General features: G+C 71.1%; 23 protein-coding genes. 12 read left to right on the plus strand and 11 right to left on the minus strand.

Translation table 11 applies throughout. From position 1 onward, the window contains the following. Position 1: 1 nt before the first annotated feature. Complete coding sequence (locus tag ACQPZF_RS13575; RefSeq protein WP_433271747.1) at positions 2-337, minus strand: ArsR/SmtB family transcription factor; 336 nt, start codon at positions 335-337, stop codon at positions 2-4. Positions 338-422: 85 nt separating this feature from the next. Between ACQPZF_RS13575 and ACQPZF_RS13580 the strand changes: the two genes are divergently transcribed. Together ACQPZF_RS13580 and ACQPZF_RS13585 are read left to right on the plus strand one after the other, a co-directional pair. Further along, on the plus strand, positions 423-1,829 hold the full coding sequence (locus ACQPZF_RS13580; protein WP_433271748.1) for an MFS transporter: 1,407 nt from the start codon (positions 423-425) through the stop codon (positions 1,827-1,829). A gap of 142 nt (positions 1,830-1,971) precedes the next feature. Beyond that, positions 1,972-3,093, plus strand: a complete 1,122-nt coding sequence (locus ACQPZF_RS13585; protein WP_433271749.1) for a DUF418 domain-containing protein — start codon at positions 1,972-1,974, stop codon at positions 3,091-3,093. An 89-nt stretch (positions 3,094-3,182) separates the two neighbouring features. On the opposite strand, the gene ACQPZF_RS13590 is transcribed toward ACQPZF_RS13585, so the two are convergent. After that, positions 3,183-3,632 (minus strand): nuclear transport factor 2 family protein, encoded by a 450-nt coding sequence (locus ACQPZF_RS13590; RefSeq protein WP_433271750.1) that lies wholly within the window; start codon positions 3,630-3,632, stop codon positions 3,183-3,185. 188 nt (positions 3,633-3,820) lie between these two features. Here ACQPZF_RS13590 and ACQPZF_RS13595 point away from each other — a divergent pair, with 188 nt between their 5' ends. Further along, positions 3,821-4,573, plus strand: coding sequence for a DUF427 domain-containing protein (locus ACQPZF_RS13595; RefSeq protein ID WP_433271751.1), 753 nt, complete (start codon positions 3,821-3,823; stop codon positions 4,571-4,573). A 42-nt stretch (positions 4,574-4,615) separates the two neighbouring features. Here the strand turns inward: ACQPZF_RS13595 and ACQPZF_RS13600 are convergent, their stop codons facing one another. Continuing rightward, positions 4,616-5,002 carry an SCO5389 family protein gene (locus tag ACQPZF_RS13600; protein WP_433271752.1) on the minus strand — a complete coding sequence of 129 codons (387 nt, stop codon included), beginning with the start codon at positions 5,000-5,002 and terminating at the stop codon, positions 4,616-4,618. 25 nt (positions 5,003-5,027) lie between these two features. After that, entirely contained in the window at positions 5,028-5,957 is a 930-nt protein-coding gene (locus tag ACQPZF_RS13605) for an ATP-binding protein (protein WP_433271753.1), read from the minus strand. 127 nt (positions 5,958-6,084) lie between these two features. Between ACQPZF_RS13605 and ACQPZF_RS13610 the strand changes: the two genes are divergently transcribed. Further along, complete coding sequence (locus tag ACQPZF_RS13610) at positions 6,085-6,705, plus strand: uracil-DNA glycosylase (protein ID WP_433271754.1); 621 nt, start codon at positions 6,085-6,087, stop codon at positions 6,703-6,705. A gap of 117 nt (positions 6,706-6,822) precedes the next feature. Next, positions 6,823-7,059, plus strand: coding sequence for a hypothetical protein (locus tag ACQPZF_RS13615; protein WP_433271755.1), 237 nt, complete (start codon positions 6,823-6,825; stop codon positions 7,057-7,059). A 40-nt stretch (positions 7,060-7,099) separates the two neighbouring features. Here the strand turns inward: ACQPZF_RS13615 and ACQPZF_RS13620 are convergent, their stop codons facing one another. Next, on the minus strand, positions 7,100-8,089 hold the full coding sequence (locus tag ACQPZF_RS13620) for a helix-turn-helix transcriptional regulator (RefSeq protein WP_433271756.1): 990 nt from the start codon (positions 8,087-8,089) through the stop codon (positions 7,100-7,102). A 21-nt stretch (positions 8,090-8,110) separates the two neighbouring features. Next, positions 8,111-9,163 carry an ATP-dependent DNA ligase gene (locus ACQPZF_RS13625; RefSeq protein WP_433271757.1) on the minus strand — a complete coding sequence of 351 codons (1,053 nt, stop codon included), beginning with the start codon at positions 9,161-9,163 and terminating at the stop codon, positions 8,111-8,113. Positions 9,164-9,274: 111 nt separating this feature from the next. Here ACQPZF_RS13625 and ACQPZF_RS13630 point away from each other — a divergent pair, with 111 nt between their 5' ends. Both ACQPZF_RS13630 and fgd read left to right on the plus strand, forming a co-directional pair. Next, positions 9,275-9,778, plus strand: coding sequence for a DinB family protein (locus ACQPZF_RS13630; RefSeq protein ID WP_433271758.1), 504 nt, complete (start codon positions 9,275-9,277; stop codon positions 9,776-9,778). 112 nt (positions 9,779-9,890) lie between these two features. Further along, the gene (gene fgd, locus ACQPZF_RS13635) at positions 9,891-10,895 is read left to right on the plus strand and encodes a glucose-6-phosphate dehydrogenase (coenzyme-F420) (protein ID WP_433271759.1); all 1,005 of its coding nucleotides are present in this window, start codon (positions 9,891-9,893) and stop codon (positions 10,893-10,895) included. A 23-nt stretch (positions 10,896-10,918) separates the two neighbouring features. Here the strand turns inward: fgd and ACQPZF_RS13640 are convergent, their stop codons facing one another. Then, positions 10,919-11,119, minus strand: a complete 201-nt coding sequence (locus ACQPZF_RS13640; RefSeq protein WP_433271760.1) for a DUF397 domain-containing protein — start codon at positions 11,117-11,119, stop codon at positions 10,919-10,921. Then, positions 11,116-11,988: a helix-turn-helix domain-containing protein gene (locus ACQPZF_RS13645; RefSeq protein ID WP_433271761.1), complete on the minus strand. Its 873-nt coding sequence runs from the start codon at positions 11,986-11,988 to the stop codon at positions 11,116-11,118. The genes ACQPZF_RS13640 and ACQPZF_RS13645 overlap by 4 nt, the downstream gene beginning before the upstream one ends. A gap of 289 nt (positions 11,989-12,277) precedes the next feature. On the opposite strand from ACQPZF_RS13645, the gene ACQPZF_RS13650 reads away from it, so the two are divergent. Then, positions 12,278-12,724, plus strand: coding sequence for a hypothetical protein (locus tag ACQPZF_RS13650; protein WP_433271762.1), 447 nt, complete (start codon positions 12,278-12,280; stop codon positions 12,722-12,724). Positions 12,725-12,799: 75 nt separating this feature from the next. On the opposite strand, the gene ACQPZF_RS13655 is transcribed toward ACQPZF_RS13650, so the two are convergent. The 3 genes from ACQPZF_RS13655 to ACQPZF_RS13665 all read right to left on the minus strand — a co-directional run bounded on the left by ACQPZF_RS13655 (position 12,800) and on the right by ACQPZF_RS13665 (position 15,871). Further along, positions 12,800-13,834 carry a sigma-70 family RNA polymerase sigma factor gene (locus ACQPZF_RS13655; protein WP_433271763.1) on the minus strand — a complete coding sequence of 345 codons (1,035 nt, stop codon included), beginning with the start codon at positions 13,832-13,834 and terminating at the stop codon, positions 12,800-12,802. A gap of 70 nt (positions 13,835-13,904) precedes the next feature. Next, positions 13,905-14,351, minus strand: coding sequence for a cupin domain-containing protein (locus tag ACQPZF_RS13660; RefSeq protein ID WP_433271764.1), 447 nt, complete (start codon positions 14,349-14,351; stop codon positions 13,905-13,907). Next, on the minus strand, positions 14,348-15,871 hold the full coding sequence (locus ACQPZF_RS13665; protein WP_433271765.1) for a diguanylate cyclase domain-containing protein: 1,524 nt from the start codon (positions 15,869-15,871) through the stop codon (positions 14,348-14,350). The genes ACQPZF_RS13660 and ACQPZF_RS13665 overlap by 4 nt, the downstream gene beginning before the upstream one ends. Before the next feature lie 182 nt (positions 15,872-16,053). Here ACQPZF_RS13665 and ruvC point away from each other — a divergent pair, with 182 nt between their 5' ends. From ruvC to yajC, 4 genes are all read left to right on the plus strand, one after another. Further along, positions 16,054-16,659, plus strand: coding sequence for a crossover junction endodeoxyribonuclease RuvC (gene ruvC, locus ACQPZF_RS13670; RefSeq protein WP_433271766.1), 606 nt, complete (start codon positions 16,054-16,056; stop codon positions 16,657-16,659). Continuing rightward, the gene (gene ruvA, locus ACQPZF_RS13675; RefSeq protein ID WP_433271767.1) at positions 16,656-17,246 is read left to right on the plus strand and encodes a Holliday junction branch migration protein RuvA; all 591 of its coding nucleotides are present in this window, start codon (positions 16,656-16,658) and stop codon (positions 17,244-17,246) included. The genes ruvC and ruvA overlap by 4 nt, the downstream gene beginning before the upstream one ends. Further along, positions 17,243-18,307 carry a Holliday junction branch migration DNA helicase RuvB gene (gene ruvB, locus ACQPZF_RS13680; protein ID WP_433271768.1) on the plus strand — a complete coding sequence of 355 codons (1,065 nt, stop codon included), beginning with the start codon at positions 17,243-17,245 and terminating at the stop codon, positions 18,305-18,307. The genes ruvA and ruvB overlap by 4 nt, the downstream gene beginning before the upstream one ends. Before the next feature lie 104 nt (positions 18,308-18,411). After that, positions 18,412-18,756, plus strand: a complete 345-nt coding sequence (yajC, locus tag ACQPZF_RS13685) for a preprotein translocase subunit YajC (RefSeq protein WP_433274546.1) — start codon at positions 18,412-18,414, stop codon at positions 18,754-18,756. Positions 18,757-19,057 lie beyond the last annotated feature (301 nt).

The following is a 19,057-nucleotide window of genomic DNA, read 5'->3' on the forward strand; positions in this document are numbered from 1 at the left end:
GTCAGGGCGCGTACTGGTCCACCGTCTCCGGATCGGCCCGCACGCCGTGCAGCACGGCGTCCAGCAGGCCGGGGAAGCGCGCCTCCAAGTCCTCGCGGCGCAACGACAGCAGGTGCTCGCGCCCGGACGCCCGCTGCCAGATCACGCCGCTGTCCCGCAGCACGCGCCAGTGGTGGGTGAGCGTGGACTTGGAGATCTCCTTGCTCAGCACCGTGCCGCACGGGTGTTCGCCGCCGCCCGCCAGCACGCGGACGACGGCCAGCCGCATCGGGTTGCCCAACGCGGTGAGCACGTTCTCCAGTTTGATCTGGTCCCGGTCGGGGTGATGGCCGATCACCCACCCAGTGTACGACAGTACGAACGTTGTCGTACGATCCGACGGTACGTAAATCATCGTACTATCGGACCGTAAGGACGTGCTCGTGGCCGACCATCGCAAGCCGGGCCTCAGCCTCGCGCTGCTCGCCCTGGCTCAGTTGATCTTCGCGCTCGACCTCAACATCGTGTTCGTCGCACTGCCCGACATCGGCGCGGAACTCGGCTTCACCAGCCAGACCCAGCAGTGGGTGGTCAGCGCCTACGTGGTGCTGGCGGGCGGTTTCCTGCTGCTCGGCGGCCGGGCGGCGGACCTGCTCGGCCGGCGCCGGATGTTCGTGCTGGCGCTCGCCACCTACGCCGTGTCGTCCCTGGCGGGCGGCTTGGCGACGTCCTCGGAAGTGATCATCATCGCCCGCGCGGTGCAGGGCATCGGCGGCGCGCTGCTGCTGCCGTCGACGCTGTCCCTGCTCAACAACCTGTTCGAGGAGGGGCGCAAGCGCAACCGCGCGCTGGCCGTGTGGGGCGGCGCGGGCGCGAGCGGCCTAACCGTCGGCGCGCTGCTCGGCGGCGTGCTGACGGAGAGCTTCGGCTGGCCCGCCGTGTTCTTCGTCAACGTGCCGCTGGCCGGAGCCGTGGCGTTGGCCGCGCTGGCGGTGATCCCCGCGGACCCGCGCGGGCACGAGCGGCGGAAGTTCGACCTGCCCGGCGCGCTGACCGTGACGGCGGGCGCGACGCTGCTGGTGTTCGTGCTGGTGCAAGGGCCCGAGGTGGGCTGGACGTCACCCGCGGTCCTCGTCGCGGCGGTGCTGGCTGTGCTGCTGCTGATCGCGTTCGCGTTGATCGAGGCCCGCAGCGCGGACCCGCTGATGCCGCCTCGGCTGCTGCGCAACCGGAGCCTGGTCGTGGCGATCACCGTGACGGCGGTGTTCATGGGCACGTTCGGCGCGCTGCCGTACTTCCTGACCGTGCTGTTGCAGACCGTGCACCAGTTCTCGGCGCTGCAAGCGGGTCTGGCGTTCCTGGTGCCGTCGTTGGCGATCGCGTCCGGCACCCAGCTCGGCGAGCGGATGGCCACCAGGCTGGGCGTCCGCGCGACGTTGATCACCGGCTTCTCCATCGGCATCGTGGGCACCGTGGTGCTGGCGTTCGCGTTCGACGCGCAGAGCACGTTCATGGCGTCCGTGCCGGGCCTGGTCGTGATGGGCGTCGGGCAGGGCATCACGTGGACGGCGATGTGGATCGCCGCCGCGTCCGGTGTCGCGGACCACGAGCAGGGCGTCGCGTCGGGCTTGGCGTCCACCACGCTGAACCTGGGCAACGCGGTCGGCCTCGCGGTGCTGATCGCCGTGGCCAACGCGGGGGTGCCCGAGGGCGAGGCGGCACGGGCGGCGACGGCGGACGGAGGCTTCGTGGCCGTGCTGCTCACCTCCGTGGGAATGGTCGTCGGGCTGCTCGTGGCGTTCGCGCTGCCGCGCCAGGTGGCCGTGGCGAAGGAACCCGTGCCGGCCTGAGGTGGACGGTGTGCCTGCCGACGTTGTCCGGCACACCTACCCGGTGTCCGTCGAAGGTGCGACATCCGGGAAGACCATCGGCCGACTCGGGGAGGTCCGGGGCCGCCCTAGTTTCTACCGGGGAATTTCACCGGAGGGGGATATGGGCGGTCGGATCACGGCTTTGGACGTGCTGCGCGGCGTCGCCATCCTGGGCACGCTCGGCACCAACATCTGGATCTTCACCGATCCGGCGGGGCCGAGCGGGTTCCTGGCGGGCGCGTCGGGCGCGGGCGAGGCGTTGCTGCGGATGGCCAGCAACGGCAAGTTCCTCGCGCTGTTGTCCATCATGTTCGGGATCGGGTTGGCGTTGCAGCACGACTCGGCGGTCCGGCGCGGCCTGCGCTGGCCCGGCTGGTACCTGTGGCGGTCGGCGTTGCTGCTGTTCGAAGGGCTGCTGCACTTCGTGCTGATCTTCGAGTTCGACGTGCTGATGTTCTACGCGCTGGTGTCCGTGCTGGTGGCGTTCCTGGTGGGGCGCAGCGGTCGGGTGGTGCGGGGGTGGCTGGTCGGCGCTCTGGCGGTGCACGTGGCGTTCGTCGGGCTGTTGACGCTCGGGATGCTCGCCGGTGAGGCGTCGGTCAGCGGCGGACTCGCGATCGACACGTCGAGCTGGCCCGCGCACGTCCAGTCGCGGCTGGACAACTTCCTGGCGCTGCGGCTGGAAGCGGTGTTCGTGCTGCCGTTGAGCACCGTGCTGTTCCTGGCGGGCGCTCGGCTGCTGCGGGCCGGCGCGTTGGAGGATTCCTTGCGGGGACAACGCATCCAGCGCCGGCTGATGGTGTGGGGCCTGGGGGTCGGGCTGCCGCTGAACGTGCTGACGACGTTGGCCGGCGGGGCGTGGTTCGCCGTGGACCGGTATTTGTGCGCGCCGCTGGTGGCGTTCGGGTTGCTGGGCGGGGTCACTGCCCTGGTCCATCGGATGCGTGCGTCGGCCGGGCCGGTGCGGCGGGGTGTGACGGCGGTCGGGCGGTCGGCGTTGACGTGTTACATCGCGCAGAACCTGATCGCGTCAGTGCTGTGCTACCAGTGGGGGTTCGATCTGGTGGCGCGGTTCGGGCACTGGGGCGTGTGGTTCACGGCAGGCATGTGGCTCGTCGTGTCGGCACTGCTCGTGGTCGGCGCGTCGTGGTGGATGGCCCGGTTCCGCCGTGGTCCGGTGGAGGCGGTGTGGAACTGGGCTTACCAGGCGCCACAACGACGCCCGGCGGCTCCGGTGGGTTAGGCGAGTCGTTCCGCGCGGGCAGGGATGCGGCCGGGCGTTCCGGCACGGGGGCGAGGGTCAGACGAGGCGTTCCGGCACGGAGCCGAGGGTCAGGCGAGGCGTTCCGGCACGGTGGTCAGCGGGTACTTCCGCCAGAAGTACGCGTCGGCCGCGTGCTGGTCCGCCGCGAAGTTGACGGCCTCGGCGATCTTGCCGTCCCGGATGCGGAACGCCAGCGCCCAGGTGATGTCCAGCCCCTCGGGGTCGGTGCTCCAGCCCCGGTGCAGGTCGACCACCCACTCGCCGTCGGCGGCGAGGAAGATCGGCTCGGCGCGGAACCCGGCCTTGGCGAGCTGCGCGAAGAACGCGAGCACCTCGGTCGCGCCCACCTTCGTGCCGGACAGCGGGTGGTGGCCGGGAATGGTCCACCGGATGTCGTCGGCGAAGAACTCCGCCAACGCGGCGACATCGTCACCGCCGTAGGCCTGGTAGAAGCGGTGGACCAGGGCCACGTTGGGGTGCGGCGGCGCGGCTTCGGCCGGGGAGACGTCGGAACTCACCGGTCCAGCCAACCAGCGCGAGCGGCAGCGGTCCAATACCCGTGCCCATGCCGGACCGGCATGAGCGATCTACGTCTCACCGCCCTCGACACGCTCCGGATGTCCAAGACCGGAGCCGCCTGAAGGGGTGAAGCCGACGGCATCCGGTGTTACCACCGATACCCGTCGCCGGGCGTAGCGTCGGTGCCATGAGTGCTTCGGAACGCGGACGAGTTCGGGTCGAGACGGGGACCAAGCGAGTCCGGGCGTATCTGGCGGGCGAACTGGTGGCGGACACGGTCCGGCCCGCGCTGGTGTGGGAGAAGCCGTACTACCCGACGTATTACGTCCCGGCATCGGACGTGAAGGCGTCCCTGGTGCCGACCGGGGAGACCAGGCGCTCGCCCAGTCGGGGCGACGGCGCGGTGCACGACGTGAAGGTCGGCGGCGCGGTCGCGGCGGGCGCGGCGCTGCGGTACCCGGAGTCGCCGTTGGAGGCGCTGCGCGACCTGGTGCGCCTGGAGTGGGACGCGATGGACGAGTGGTTCGAGGAGGACGAACCCGTCTACGTCCACCCGCGTGATCCGTACACCCGGGTCGACGCGCTGCCCAGCAGCCGGCACGTGCGGGTGGAGGTCGGCGGCGTGACGGTGGCCGACTCGCACCGCCCGGTGATCCTGTTCGAGACCGGCCTGCCGGCCCGGTACTACCTGCCGTTGACCGATGTGCGGATAGACCTGTTGCGGCACACCGACCTGCGTACGAGCTGCCCGTACAAGGGCACGGCGGAGTACTGGTCGGTGGCGGTGGGCGACGAGGTGCACGAGAACATCGTCTGGGGCTACCGGACGCCGTTGCCGGAGAGCCAGAGGATCGCGGGACTGGTGGCGTTCTACAACGAGAAGGTGGACATCTTCGTGGACGGCGAGCGGGAGGAACGGCCCCGCACCCACGTCGGCTAGCACCGGCGGGCGGGACGGCGACGGGCCGTCCCGCCCGGGTGTTCAGCAGTCCCGCAGCTCGGGCGACTGGTTGAGCAGTTGGCCCCGTGGTGACACGAACGCGCGGTAGCGGTCGCTGTCCACCGCCGACGGGGCGAAGGCGGCGACCCGGTGGCAGTTCTGGAAGGCCAGCGTGACGCCGAAGTGGCGTTCCAGGCCGCCTCGGATGGCGTCGGACGCGAGCGCCCGCAGCAGCTCGCCGCGTTCCCGCTCGCTCGGCGGGGGGCCGGCGTGGTCGGCGAAGTCGTTGCCGCCCAGCGTGTTCGCGACCTCGCTGATCACCTCCCAGGCGTAGGGCAGGGACTCCCGGACGCATTGGACGAACTCGGCGTCGTCCACCGCGCCCTGCTCGGCTCGGGCCAGCAGTGCGGTGGGAACGTTGAGGGACAAGGGTTTCTCCTTCAGGCTGGGACAATCAGGCTGGGACGAAATCGGGGTCTACCTGGTCGGCCAGGTGCGCGCCGGCCCAGGCGTTGGCGTTGCGCAGGTGGAACTCGACGGCGAGCCGCTGGTACGCCGCCCAGTCGCGGCGCACCCGGTCGGCCGCCTCGCGCAGGGTGTGCAGCGCGCGGCGGTTCTCCGGCTCCAGCTCGGCGATCGGCCGCACGTGCCCGCGTTCCGCCGCCCGCACGTGCGCCGAGCGGCCGATCCACGTCAGCAGGTCGTCACCCACCCGCTCGCGCAGGAACGCGATGTCCTCCGGGCCGTCGACCTTGTTGCCCACCACGGCCACCCGCACGCCGAAGTCGCGTGCGTGGCCCACGTACTGCCGGTACACGCCGACGCTGCGCACGGTCGGCTCGCAGACCAGGAACGTCAGGTCGAAGCGGGTGAACAGGCCCGAGGCGAACGAGTCCGCGCCCGCCGTCATGTCGACCACCACGTACTCGTCCGGCCGGTCGACCAGGTGGTTCAGCAGCAGCTCGGTCGCGCCGACCTTCGAGTGGTAGCACGAGACGCCGATGTCGTCGTCCCCGAACGGGCCCGTCACCGCGAGCCGCACGCCGCCGACGGTGCGGACGCACGCGTCGTAGATCGGGTTGTCCTCCGCCAGGCGCAGCAGCCGGGAACCGCGGCCGGGCGGCGTCGTCTTGATCATGCCCGCCGCGTCGGGGATGCGCGGGTTGGCGCCGCGCAGGTGTTCCTTGATCAGCGGCAGGTGCCGGCCGAGCGCCGGCAGGCGGGCCGCGTCCTCCTCGGACATGCCCAACGCCACCGCCAGGTGCTGGTTGATGTCCGCGTCGATGGCCAGCAGCGGGTGGCCCTCGGCGGACAGGTGGGAGGCGAACAACGACGCCAGCGTGGTCTTCCCGCTGCCGCCCTTGCCCACGAAGGCGACTTTCACGACGCTCCTTGTTGGCAATGGTATCGGTAATCATTACCAACATAGCGGGTGATCGCGAACGCTCCGCGACGGGGATCCGCCCGGACGGCGGATGGTCGGAGGTCGCCGTCCGTTGGAAAGTCGGCGGGTGCCCTCCAACGTGTTCCCGGCGTCGCCCAAAGGCCACCGCGACCCCCGGATCGTCGCCCGCAAGATGACGCTCCTCCAGGCCCCGCACATGAAGCCGCTCACCGAGTTCGCCCGGCGGATCGCCGACGAGCGCAAGGCGGACGTCCCGCTGTTCGACCCGGCCAGCGGCGGCGTCAACGCGAAGGTCCTGCTGCTGCAGGAATCACCCGGTCCCGCGTCGCCGCCGACCCGGGCGGGGTCCGGCCTGGTCTCGCTGGACAACGACGACCAGACCGCCGTGAACGGCTTCACCGCCCTGGCGGAGGCGGGCCTGTCCCGGCAGGCGTGCCTGAACTGGAACGTCGTCCCCTGGCACCTCAAGGGCCACACGCCGACACCCGCCGAGCTGCGGGCCGCCGTGCCCTACCTCGTCGAGCTGCTGCGCATCCTCAAGGACCTGAAGGTGGTGGTCGTCCTCGGCACGCCCGCCGGCACCGGCTGGAACCTGTCCGGGCGCGGCTACGGCCTGAAGGTGTTCAACGCGCCGCACCCGTCGCCGCAGTCCATCAACCGGGACCGGGCCGCGCGGTGGCCGCAGTTGGTGGACGCGTTCCGCCAGGCGGCGGCGGCCATCGCGTAGCGCGAAAGTGCACGAAATCGGAATCGGTACACCCGGAATTTCCGCGGGTCGTGTCGATCCCCGGCAGGCTGCTTCGTCGAACGGGTTGTAGAGACCCGGATCGAAGGAGTCAGTGCCATGACCGCCCTCCCTCTCACCCACCGCGACCGTTCCGTCCTGCGCGCCGTCGCCGCCGGGCGCTGCAGCTACGCCTCCGGCACGCTGCTGGTCGACGGACTGTGCTGCTGCGACCAGTTCGTCGGGCCACGCCTGGCGCAAGCCGGCCTGATCGGCACCCAACCGGGCCCGGCCCGCCTGACACCGACGGGGCAGGTGGTGCTGGAGTCGGGCCGGGCGCCGGCGAGCGCGGCGTGAGACCGGTTCAACCGCAGTGCGGCTGCTCGGCCCCGCAGCGTCACGGCGTCAGCTCGTCACGCACCGCCTCGGGTGGAATCGCACGGTCGATGCGACCCCGCAGCTCCTGCAAGTAGGCCACCAGCTCGGGCGGCTCGTGCACCTCGAACTCGCAGCCCAACTGCACCAACTGGAACGCCAGGTACTCCAGCGTGTCGGTGTGGCTGCGCACGTGCGTCCGGGTCTCGCCGACCGGCTCCAAGGCCTCCGGTGAGTCGCCCAACCGCTCCCGGACGTCCGCGATCGGCAGGTGCACCGTCACCACCGCCCGATAGGTCGGGGCGAGGCTGAACATCCGCTCCCGCACGTAGGTCGCGGTGTCCGGCGCCGGCAGTTCCCGCCGCTCCACGCGGACGCCCGTGGGCAGCAGCCGTTGCATCCGGTCGACCCGGAAGATGCGCCAGTCGTCCCGCTCCAGGTCGAACGCCAGCAGGTACCAGCGCCGACCGGACGGCACCAGGTGGCCGGCCTCCACGTGCCGGCGGCTCTCCGCGCCGTCCGCCGCCAGGTAGTGGAACCGCAGGCGCTCGCGGTTGGCGATCACGGACGCCAGCGTGGTCAGGTGCTCCGGGTCCACGGTCGCCCCGCCGGTGCTCAACGACACCGGCACGGTCGCCGCGCCGAGCGCGCTGACCCGGTGGCGCAGGCGGGACGGCAGGACCTGTTCCAGCTTCGCCAGCGCCCGGACCGAAGCCTCCTCGATACCGGTCACCGCCTGCCGTGCGGCGGTGCGCAGACCGACGGCGATGGCCACCGCCTCCTCGTCGTCCACCAGCAGCGGCGGCATCGCGGTGCCCGCCGCCAACCGGTACCCGCCTTCCGCGCCCATCGTCGCGCGCACCGGGTAGCCCAGGTCGCGCAACCGGTCGATGTCCCGGCGGATGGTGCGCGGGCTGACCGCCAGCCGCCGGGCCAACTCGCTGCCCGGCCACTCGCGCGGGGTCTGGAGCAGGGACAGCAGGGACAGCAGGCGGCCGGGGGTGTCGCTCATGCCGACCAGGATGACGCACAGCTACTGGCCGAACACCTCGGTCAGCTCGGCCGGCGGCACCTCTTCCAACTGGGCGTACGTGCACGACTCCGGCGTGCGGTCCGGGCGGAAGCGGACCAGGCGGCTGGTGTGCCGGAACCGCATCGCCTGGAGGTGCTCGTAGCGCACCTCGGCCACCAGCTCCGGGCGGACCGGTTCCCAGGACAGCGACTTGGCAGGCGCCCACCGGCTCTGCCCGCCCGGCGTGGTGGCATCGACGCGTGCCCACTCGCCCCACGGGTGGTCCTCCAGCGCGCGTTCCTGATAAGGCGCCAGCTCGTCCACCAGCTCCCGGCGGCGGGCGGCGCTGAAGCTGCTGGCCACGCCGACGTGGTGCAGCGCGCCCGCCTCGTCGTAGAGGCCGAGCATCAGCGAGCCGACGCCCTCGCCGTCCTTGTGCCGGCGGAACCCGGCGACCACGCAGTCCGCCGTGCGCTCGTGCTTGACCTTCCACATCACCCGGCGGTCCTGCTCGTAGTGCAGGTCGGTGCGCTTGGCGACCACGCCGTCGAAGCCCGCGCCCTCGAACCGGGTGAACCAGTCCTGGGCCACGTCGGGGTCGTCGGTCGCGGGTGTCAGGTACAGGCCGGGCGTGTCCCGGAGGGCGTTCTCCAGCAGGTGGCGGCGCTCGCCGAACGGTGTCGCGGTCAGGTCGCGGTCGCCGAGCGCGAGCAGGTCGAACGCGACGAACGCGGCCGGCGTCTCGACGGCCAGCTTCCGCACCCGCGACGCCGCCGGGTGCAGGCGAAGCTGGAGGAGGTCGAAGCTCAGGCCGTCGGGCGTGACGATGACGATCTCGCCGTCCACCACGCACCGCTCCGGCAGGCCCGCGGCCAGCAGTTCGGCCACCTCGGGGAAGTAGCGGGTCAGCGGCCGGTCGTTGCGCGAGCCGAGTTCCAGCTCGCCGCCGTCGCGGAACACCACGCAGCGGAAGCCGTCCCACTTCGGCTCGTAGACCAGGCCGGGCTCGCGCGGCACCTCGCGCACGGCCTTGGCCAGCATCGGGCGCACGGGTGGCATCACGGGCAGGTCCACGCGGGGAGCGTAAGCCGGAATCGGAATTTTCACCCGCAGTGGGAATCGAGGACCGTAGTTGACCGCAATGGGCCTTAGAGTCGTCCACAACGACGACGGAAGAAGGCAGCCATGACCGGCACCGCGCAGTTGACCACCGAGCAGACCGACCTGCTGACCACCCTGGCCAAGCACCGCGGCTTCCTGCGCTTCACGGTGGCGGGCCTGACCGACGAGCAGGCGCGGGAGACCCCGACCGCGAGCGCGCTGTCCCTCGGCGGCCTCATCAAGCACGTGCGGGACATGGAGGAAGGCTGGATGCGGTTCGCGGTCGGCGGCGCGGAGCTGATGGAGAGCGTCCAGGGCGACTGGGTGAACGGCTTCCGGATGCTGCCCGACGAGACGCTGGAAGGCCTGCTCGCGGCCTACGAGGAGACCGCGCGCAAGACCGAGGAACTGGTCGCCGGCCTCGACCTGGACACCTCCCACCCGCTGCCGGTCGCACCCTGGTTCGAAGCCGGCGCGTCCTGGACGGTCCGGCGGGCGCTGTTGCACCTGATCGCGGAGACCTCGCAGCACGCCGGCCACGCCGACATCCTCCGCGAGACGCTCGACGGCCAGAAGACGATGGGCTGACCGCTCCCTACCGCTCCCGTCGCCGGTCATACCGGTTGTGAGTTTCCCCGCGCGCTGCGGGCCGGACAGGTCCGTAGAGTGCGGAAGGGGATCAAGGCGACAGGGAGCGGCAATGGGGTTGCAGATCGGCTACAAGGCCTCCGCGGAGCAGTTCGGGCCACGGGACCTCGTGGAGTACGCCGTGCGGGCCGAAGAGGTCGGCTTGGACAGCGTGACGGTGTCCGACCACTTCCTGCCGTGGCGGCACGAAGGCGGGCACGCGCCGTTCGCGCTGTCCTGGATGGCCGCGGTGGGGGAGCGGACCAGCCGGGTCCGGATCGGCACCAGCGTGCTCACGCCGACGTTCCGCTACAACCCGGCGGTGATCGCGCAGGCGTTCGCCACCATGGCGCTGCTGTACGAAGACCGGGTCTTCCTCGGCGTCGGCACCGGCGAGGCGCTCAACGAGATCGCCGTCTCCGGCCGGCAGTGGCCGGAGTTCAAGGAGCGCTTCGGTCGCCTGCGCGAGGCGGTCAGGCTCATCCGCGAACTGTGGACCAGCGACAACGTCAACTTCTCCGGCGACTACTACACGCTGGTCAACGCCAAGGTCTACGACCGGCCGGAGCGCCCCGTGCCGATCTACATCGCGGCGGGCGGCCCGACCGTGGCCAAGTACGCGGGCCGCGCGGGCGACGGGTTCATCTGCACGTCCGGCAAGGGCATGGACCTGTACACCGAGCAGCTCCTGCCCGCCGTGGCCGCGGGCGCGGAAGCCGCCGACCGCGACCCGGCGGACGTGGACCGGATGATCGAGATCAAGCTGTCCTACGACCGCGATCCCGACGCGGCACTTGAGAACACCCGCTTCTGGGCCCCGCTGTCGCTCACGCCCGAGCAGAAGCACAGCGTCGACAGCGCCGAGGAGATGGAGCGGCTGGCGGACGAGCTGCCGATCGAGCAGGTGGCCAAGCGCTGGATCGTCGCCTCCGATCCGGAGGACGCGGTGGCGCAGATCAAGCCGTACCTGGACGCGGGCCTGAACCACCTGGTCTTCCACGGTCCCGGGCACGACCAGGAGCGCTTCCTCACCCAGGTGTCCGAGGACGTCGTGCCGCTGCTGCGGAAGCTGGACTAGACAGCGCCCCCAGCCTCCCCGCCTCAGGTCGTCGTACTGCCCGTCTTTGCCTTGGCGAGGAACGCGGTGATCCCACGGCGGGTGAACGTCAGGACCGGCCCGGCGTCGCCCGATTTGCTGTCGCGGACGGCGATCAGTGACGTGTCGGACCCGGTGCCGACTTCTACACACGCGCCGTTGCCGGTGGACCGGCTGGCCTTCCGCCAGTTCCAGGTCGTAGTCATGCGGCTAGCTCCCTTCGGACTGCGTCGATCAACGACAGGGACTCTCGTGGTGGCAGCGCCAACTCCATCAGCCGGTCGCCGACCTCTACGTACCTGTCGATAACGTCAGTATCGTCGTAATACCGCCCGCCGGACAGGTCTTCGAGGTAGACGACTCCAGGATCACGAGGGATCGGGAATTCGAGCCTGATGAAGCCACCGTGGAATCCCTGGTGCGCTCCGGCGCTGTAGGGCAGCACTCGGATCGTGACGTTGTCCCGGTCGCCTAGCGCCAACAGGTAGGCGAGTTGTTCGGTCGCCACGTCCCGGCCGCCGATCTCCTTGCGCAGCACGCCCTCGTCCACGATCGAGACGACTTCCAGCCGGGGGTCGGCCCGGTCGAGTGCCGCCTGTCGACGCATCCGGAGGTCGACCACCGCGTCGAGCTGGTCGCCGGGCAGGTCGTCGCCGAGGTGGCCCCGCACGGTCGCCGCCGCGTACCGGCGGCACTGGAGAATGCCCATGACGACCAGCGCGTCGTAGGTGATCACGCGGCTGGCTCCCTGCTCAAGGCTCACGTACATGTCGAAGCCGGTCGGCAGCTTCATGTCCGCGAGATCCAGTTCCACGATCGGCCCGGCGGTGCGCACGCTGGAGATCAGGTCCTGTAGGTGCGAGACCAGTTCAGGGGCGCCGTAGTACGGCAGCAGGATCTCGACGTCAGGCAACTTCGGCAGGTTCCGCCCGCTCTCGAAGTGCGTGATCCGAGTCGACGCCGTGTCCAGCCTCTTGGCGGCGTCGGCCTGGCTGCGCCCGGCGGCCTCGCGCAACCGACGCAGCTCGAACGCCACATAGCGGCGGACGACGGTCGGAGTCGTTGACAGCGGCACGCTACCTCCTGACAGGCGGTTCACCCGGTCAGCGTACTAGTCACGTAAGTATTAACTGGGTAATGTCTCACAAGTGAGGTCGCTCACTTCAACGCACATCATGCCTGACTCCACGTCAACGCCTGTTCACGGGTCGTGGCGGGGTCATCGCCGAGGTATGTGCCACACCGAAGAAAGGAATCCGACGATGGCGCACGGTGGAAACGGGGTGGCGGGGTCATGACGTGGATGCGGGACGATGTCCGCTGCGCCGTGGGTCTGACGGGTCGGCGACCGCGTAGAGGTCGCCTTGCTGGGCAGCCTGGAGTCCGGCGTCTCCCTGACGATCGGCGCGGAGATCGAGATCGGGTTGGGCGAGTCGCACGTGCGGGCGCTACGGGACCAGGCCGCGACGGCATTGCGTGACACCGCGCTGCTCGCCGCCGCCCAGGACCTGACAGGCACTGCCTGGGACGCCGGGGCACAGGCGCGCACCGCCGCAGCGGTGGCGCGGGAACAGGCCGAGGCCGCACGTGCGGCGGGCGCCGTGGAGCAGGCGGACCGAGCGGTCGAAGCGGCCCGTTGCGCGACGGAGGCCGCCGAGCACGCGAACGCGGCCGTCCAGGCGGCATCCGACGCGATGGACGCGGCCAACGACGCCGCCGAACACGCCAGGGCGGCTGCCACCCTGGCCGCCCACGCCGCCGGGCAGGCAGTCCCAAGCGGACCGGCTGAATCGGCGCCACACCTGGTATGAGAGTCGGATTCCATGGGCGTCAACCGCTCGACGGTCATGTGGGTCAAAGCGGTGAGCTGCAGCCGGGTCCGGCGTTCAACGGCGGTGCGCTGGCCGCGCCGGCTCCGATGCGGTTCGCTCACGCCCAGGCTCGACAAGCACCGGCGGGCCGAACCGGGACACCACGCCGGGATCGCCGAACAGCGTGATCCCGGCGATCCCGTCCACCGCGAGATCCAGCACGATCACCGCGTAAGCCCGATACACGCCATCCTGACCACGCAAGTACGACACAGCCCCCGGCCCGCCGTTCACGGCCACCGGCACCACCCGCCAGTCACCGGGATCACCCACGGCATAAGTGGCGATGAACGGCGCGCAAGTCGCCTTGCCCGAGAACCACGTCGAGGACGGAGGCATCTCCAGGGTCGCGTCGGCGCGCAACAGTTCCTCCAGAGCCGCCGCGTCACTGGTCTCGAAAGCCTTCACGTACCGCTGGAGCAGTTCGCGCGCCTCCCGCTCCATCGGCTCGGACGCCCGCCTCTCCGGGTCGACCGAGTCCAGCCGCACCCGCGCCCGGCGCAGCGCGCTCTTCACCGCCGCCGTCGACGTGTCGAGCATCTCGGCGACCTCCGCCGCCGGAAAAGCGAGCACCTCACGCAGCAGCAGCACGGCCCGCTGCCGCGAAGGCAGGTACTGGAGACTCGCCACGAGAGCCAGCCGGATGCTGTCCCGGGTCGCCACCACCGTCGCCGGGTCGTCCTCCTCCGACGTCACCAAGGCGTCCGGGATCGGTTGCAGCCACTGGACTTCCGGCCCGGCCGGCACGGGCTCCCGGTACGGGTCGCCGCTCGGCCCGACCAGCCCGGACGGCAGGACGCGCCTGCTGTGGTGCTGCAACGCGGTCAGGCAGGCGTTGGTCGCGATGCGGTACAGCCACGCCCGCACCGACGAACGGCCCTCGAAGTTCCCGTACGCCCGCCACGCCCGCAGGTACGTCTCCTGCACCAGGTCCTCGGCGTCCTGCACCGAGCCCAGCATCCGGTAGCAGTGCGCCAACAGCTCGCGACGGTACCGCTCGGTGTCGCGCGCGAACTGCGTGTCGTCCGGCATCGCCAATTCCCCCTGCACGTGGTTCGCCCGGACACAAGTCGGGCGGTGACACCGGTTGAGACCCGGCCGAAGCCGGAAAGGGTTCGGGTCAGAACCGGCAGAAGCGGCGGATCCGCTCGGCGTGCGTCGGGTAGACCGGCTCCAGGTCGGCGGCCTTCGCGAAGGTCACCACGTCGTCCGTGTACGGCGGCACCACGACGGTGCCCACCAGCGACCAGTCGCCGGCCGGCTCGCTCGCCTGCCACACTCCGGGCTCCACGGCGATCTGCGGACGCTGGCCCGCCGCCAGGTCCAGCCCCACCACGGGTTCCTCGACGGTGCCGTCGGGCCGCAGCAGCAGCATCCGCAGCGGCGCGCCCGCGTGGTAGGCGTAGATCTCCAGGTTCGTCAGCCGGTGCAGGCCCGAGAACTCCGGGGCCCGCAACAGGTAGTAGATGGCCGACGCCTCCACCGACCGCCACGACTGCCCGAAGTGCCCTCCTTCCACGGGTAGCTCCGCCAGGCCCAGTAACTCGACGGCCTCGTCCGGGGTCATGTCAGTTCCGCCTCCACCGATCCGTGCACCACGACCATGCCCTTGCCCAGTCGTTTCGCCGTGTACATGGCCGCGTCGGCGCTGCCCAGCAGGTCGTCCGCGGTGAGCGCCGGGTCGTGGGTGGCCCGGTGCGAGATGCCGATGCTGGCCCGGATGCGGTGCTCGCCGCCGGCCGTCCGGTGCGGGTGCGACATCGCCTCCAGCACCCGGTTGCCGATCTCCTCCGGCGGCGACGGGTAGCCGTCCACCAGGATGCCGAACTCGTCGCCGCCCAGCCGGGCCACCGTGTCCTGCGGGCGCACGCAGTGCTGGAGGCGCTCGGCGACGATCCGCAGCACCGCGTCGCCCTCCGCGTGGCCGTAGTTGTCGTTGACGTCCTTGAAGCCGTCCACGTCGATGAACAGCACCACCAGCGGGTCCGGCCCGTCCAGCGCGGCGTTGAGGCGCTCGCGGAACAGCACGCGGTTCGCCACCCCGGTCAGCGGGTCGTGGTACGCCTGGTGCCGCAGCCGTTCCCGGCTGTCCCGTAGCTGTTCCAGCAGCCGCACGTTGTCGATCAGCGTGAATAGCTGCCGCGCGATCACCAGCAGCACCACGCCGAGGCCCACGTAGATCTCGAACGGGTTCAGCCGCACGCCGGTCGCCGTGCCCACCACGATGAACAGGCCGGTCACCAGCATCGGCAGGTACGGCACCAGGATGTGCAGCATCTCGCCCGCGCGCAGCCGGCCCGACGCCGAGCGCTCCCGGCTGCCGCTGCTCGGCGCGATCGAGGACAGGAAGAACAGTGCCGGGCACACCATGAAGCCGATGTCGGCGGCCGTCGGGATGGTGGTCGCGCCCTTGCTCACCAGGAACGCGAACACCCAGCCGGACGCGGACTGCGCCAGCGCCGCCACCGCCAGGAACAGCACCGGAAGCTGTCGCACCGAGCGGTGCGACCACGACGACACCAGCAGCACGACCAGCAGCACCAGGTACGCCGCCGGGTGCGCCACCACGGTCGCGAAGCCCGGACCGGAGGTGGCCCACGCCCGCACCATCGACTCCAGCAGCGACACCCAGGTGAGCACGAACAGCGAGCCGACCACGATCAGCCCGTCCAGCACGATCACCAGCCGGCTGCGGTGGTTGGGCAGCGACCCCGTGCCGCCGTGGCCCAGCACCAGCACCGCGAACAGGGCCAGCACCGGCACCAGGATGAACCCCAGCGGCGCGACCGTGGTGGACGGCAGCGAGACGCCCAGGAACACCTGGCCCCAGATCCACGCGCACAGCCCGACCACGAGGCTCGCCATCGAGGCAGCCATCCACAGCCGCCAGCGGCGGGCCGTGCCCTGCCTGCGCAGGCCGGCGCGCCAGTAGCAGACCATCGCCGCCGTCGCGCCCGTGAGCTGCGTGAACTTGTCGATCGCGACCGACGTCGGACGGTCCAGCACCCCGGAGACGACCAGCGTCACCACGCCGACCAACAGCAGGCAGACGGCAGCGGTGACGGCGCTGAACCGCCTCAGGGTCATGGCACCCCGCCTATGCCGCGACTGGAGTCGATCAGTGGGACCGAGCCACTGTAGTGACCTGGTGACGCTGTGTCGACCGCAGGGTGTCCGTTGGTCACTGAAAGCGTGTCGCTCCAGGTACGCGGGCTGCCACCCGGTACGGTTCGAACTGGTGTTCGTGGCGGGCTTTCGAGGGGACCAGCGTGCGCGTGTTCGGAGTCGACCCCGGCTTGACCCGGTGCGGTTTCGGGGTGGTCGACGGCGGTCCCGGCCGCACCGTGCGGCCGATCGCGGTGGACGTCGTGCGCACCCCCGTGGAGGCGGACCTGGCCGAGCGGCTGCTGCTGCTCTCGGACGCGGCGGAGGAGTGGCTGGACCGCTACCAGCCGCAGGTGGTGGCCGTGGAGCGGGTGTTCAGCCAGTACAACGTGCGCACCGCGATGGGCACCGCGCAGGCCGGCGGCGTGGTCGCGCTCGCCGCCGCGCGGCGCAGCCTGCCGGTCGTGTTCCACACGCCGAGCGAGGTCAAAGCCGCCGTCACCGGGTCGGGTCGGGCGGACAAGGCCCAGGTCACGGCCATGGTCACCAAGCTGCTCGGCCTCAAGACCGCGCCCAGGCCCGCCGACGCCGCCGACGCGCTGGCGCTGGCCATCTGCCACCTGTGGCGCGCACCGATGCGGTCGCGGCTGGAGGAGGCCCAAGCGAGGGCGGCCGAACTCGCCCGGACGCACCGCGCGAGACTTGCCGAAGCCAGTGCCCGGCTGTCGGCCCCGCCGACGGCGGCCAAGACCGGAGGGAAGACCAAGTGATTTCGTCGCTTCGTGGGCAGGTGCTGTCCATCGGACTCGATCACGCGGTCGTGGAGGTCGGGGGTGTCGGCTTCGCCGTGCAGGCCACGCCCGCCACGCTGGCCGCGCTGCGCCGCGGCGAGGAGGCCCTGCTGTCCACCGCGCTCGTGGTGCGGGAGGACTCGCTGACCCTGTTCGGGTTCGCCGACGCCGAGGCGCGCGAGCTGTTCGGGCTGCTCCAGACGGTGTCCGGGATCGGGCCGAGGCTCGCGCTGGCGACGCTGGCCGTGCTGGAGCCGGACAAGCTGCGCGCCGCGCTGGCCGAGGGCAACCTCACCGTGCTCACCCAGGTGCCCGGCATCGGCCGCAAGGGCGCGGAACGGCTCGTCATCGAGCTGCGGGACAAGGTCGGGCAGCTCCAGACAGCGCCCGCCGCGGCGCAGGGCACCGGCCAGGTGCGCACCCAGGTCTCCGAAGCGCTGCTGGGCCTCGGGTTCCCGGCGAAGCAGGCCGAGCAGACCGTGGACGCCGTGCTCGCCGAGGACGGCGCGCTGGGCACGTCCGAGGTCCTCCGCAAGGCACTCGCCGCGTTGGGCCGCAAGCGGTGAGTGCCGAGTTCCCGGAGGAGGACGACACCCTCAACCCGCTGCCGGACCCCGCCGAGCGGGACGTCGAGTCCACCCTGCGCCCCAAGGACCTGCACGAGTTCGTCGGCCAGCCGAAGGTGCGCGAGCAGCTTGAACTGGTGCTGCACGGAGCCCTGCGGCGCGGCTCACCGCCGGACCACGTGCTGCTGTCCGGCCCTCCCGGCCTCGGCAAGACCAGCCTCGCCATGATCATCGCGGCCGAGCTGGGCGCGTCCCTGCGCATCACGTCCGGCCCGGCGCTGGAGCGCGCGGGCGACCTCGCCGCGATGCTGTCCAACCTGGTCGAGGGCGACGTGCTGTTCATCGACGAGATCCACCGGATCGCCCGCCCCGCCGAGGAGATGCTCTACCTGGCGATGGAGGACTTCCGGGTCGACGTGGTGGTCGGCAAGGGGCCGGGCGCGACCAGCATCCCGCTGGACATCGCCCCGTTCACGCTGGTCGGTGCGACCACCCGGTCCGGGGCGCTGACCGGGCCGCTGCGCGACCGGTTCGGGTTCACCGGGCACATGGAGTTCTACCGCGCCGACGAGCTGGAGCTGATCATCCGGCGGTCCGCCAAGATCCTGGGCGTCGACCTGCGCGAGGACGGCGGCCGGGAGATCGCCGGCCGCTCGCGCGGCACACCCCGGATCGCCAACCGGCTGCTGCGCCGGGTGCGGGACTTCGCCGAGGTGCGCGCGGACGGCGCGGTCACCCTCGACGTCGCCCGCGCCGCGCTGGCCGTGTACGACGTGGACGAACTGGGCCTGGACCGGCTGGACCGGGCGGTGCTGGGCGCGCTGGTCAGGTCGTTCGGCGGCGGCCCGGTGGGCGTCTCGACGCTCGCCGTCGCGGTGGGGGAGGAGCCCACCACCGTGGAGGAGGTGTGCGAGCCCTACCTGGTGCGGGCCGGTATGTTGGCCCGCACGCCGCGCGGCCGGGTCGCGACCGCCTCGGCGTGGCTGCACTTGGGGCTCCAGCCGCCCGCGAAGGCCCCCGGTGAGGCCACCCGCACGCTGTTCGACGACGCCGGCGACTGATCGGGATTGCTGACCTGGCACAATCGGCGGCGGCACCCCAGAAATCCGGACGTTCCGGGCAGACCTGTCCCGCCGCGCCGGTTGAACGGAGAATGATGGGCAACCTGTCTTCCTTGATGTTCCCGCTGTTGCTCGTGCTGCTGGCCGTGCCGCTGTTCCTCAGCGCGCGGAAGCAGAAGCGGGCGGTCGCCGAGCAGCAGAAGCTGCTCAACTCCCTGGAGCCGGGTGACCGGGTCATGACCACCTCCGGGCTGTACGCGACCGTCGCCGACGCGAGCGACGAGACGACCATCGACCTGGAGATCGCCGAGGGCGTCGTCACGACGTGGCTGCGGCAGGCGGTCCGGGAGAAGGTCGTGGCCGACACCGAGACCGACGCGGTGGTCGACGACGTCGACGAGACCGACGCGGTGGTCGCCGAGCCGGTTCAGCAGGACACCAAGAAGTAGCGAGGAAAGGCAATGGGGTTGTGCCGCGCAAGCGGCACAATCCTTTCGCCGCCGCGTGCCGATTCCCGTGCTGAATCACCGCTCGCGACCAGGTCAAGTGTGAACGCCGAACGGCCGATGCGATTGGCCCGGTGAACGCCTTATGGCTGGTCGGGGATTGCTCCGGGGCGGTCCGCAGCCGGATGAGATCCGGTGACAGACAACTCACACGGTGCGGGGTACGCTGCGCAATCACCCGGCAGGGCAGTGCCGGGCGGGCAAGCGCTGCCTTGATCCGTGCACACGGTCGCGGCGGCGTTCG

Origin of the sequence: Actinosynnema sp. CS-041913 (genome assembly GCF_050942485.1) — a bacterium.
Classification (GTDB): domain Bacteria; phylum Actinomycetota; class Actinomycetes; order Mycobacteriales; family Pseudonocardiaceae; genus Actinosynnema.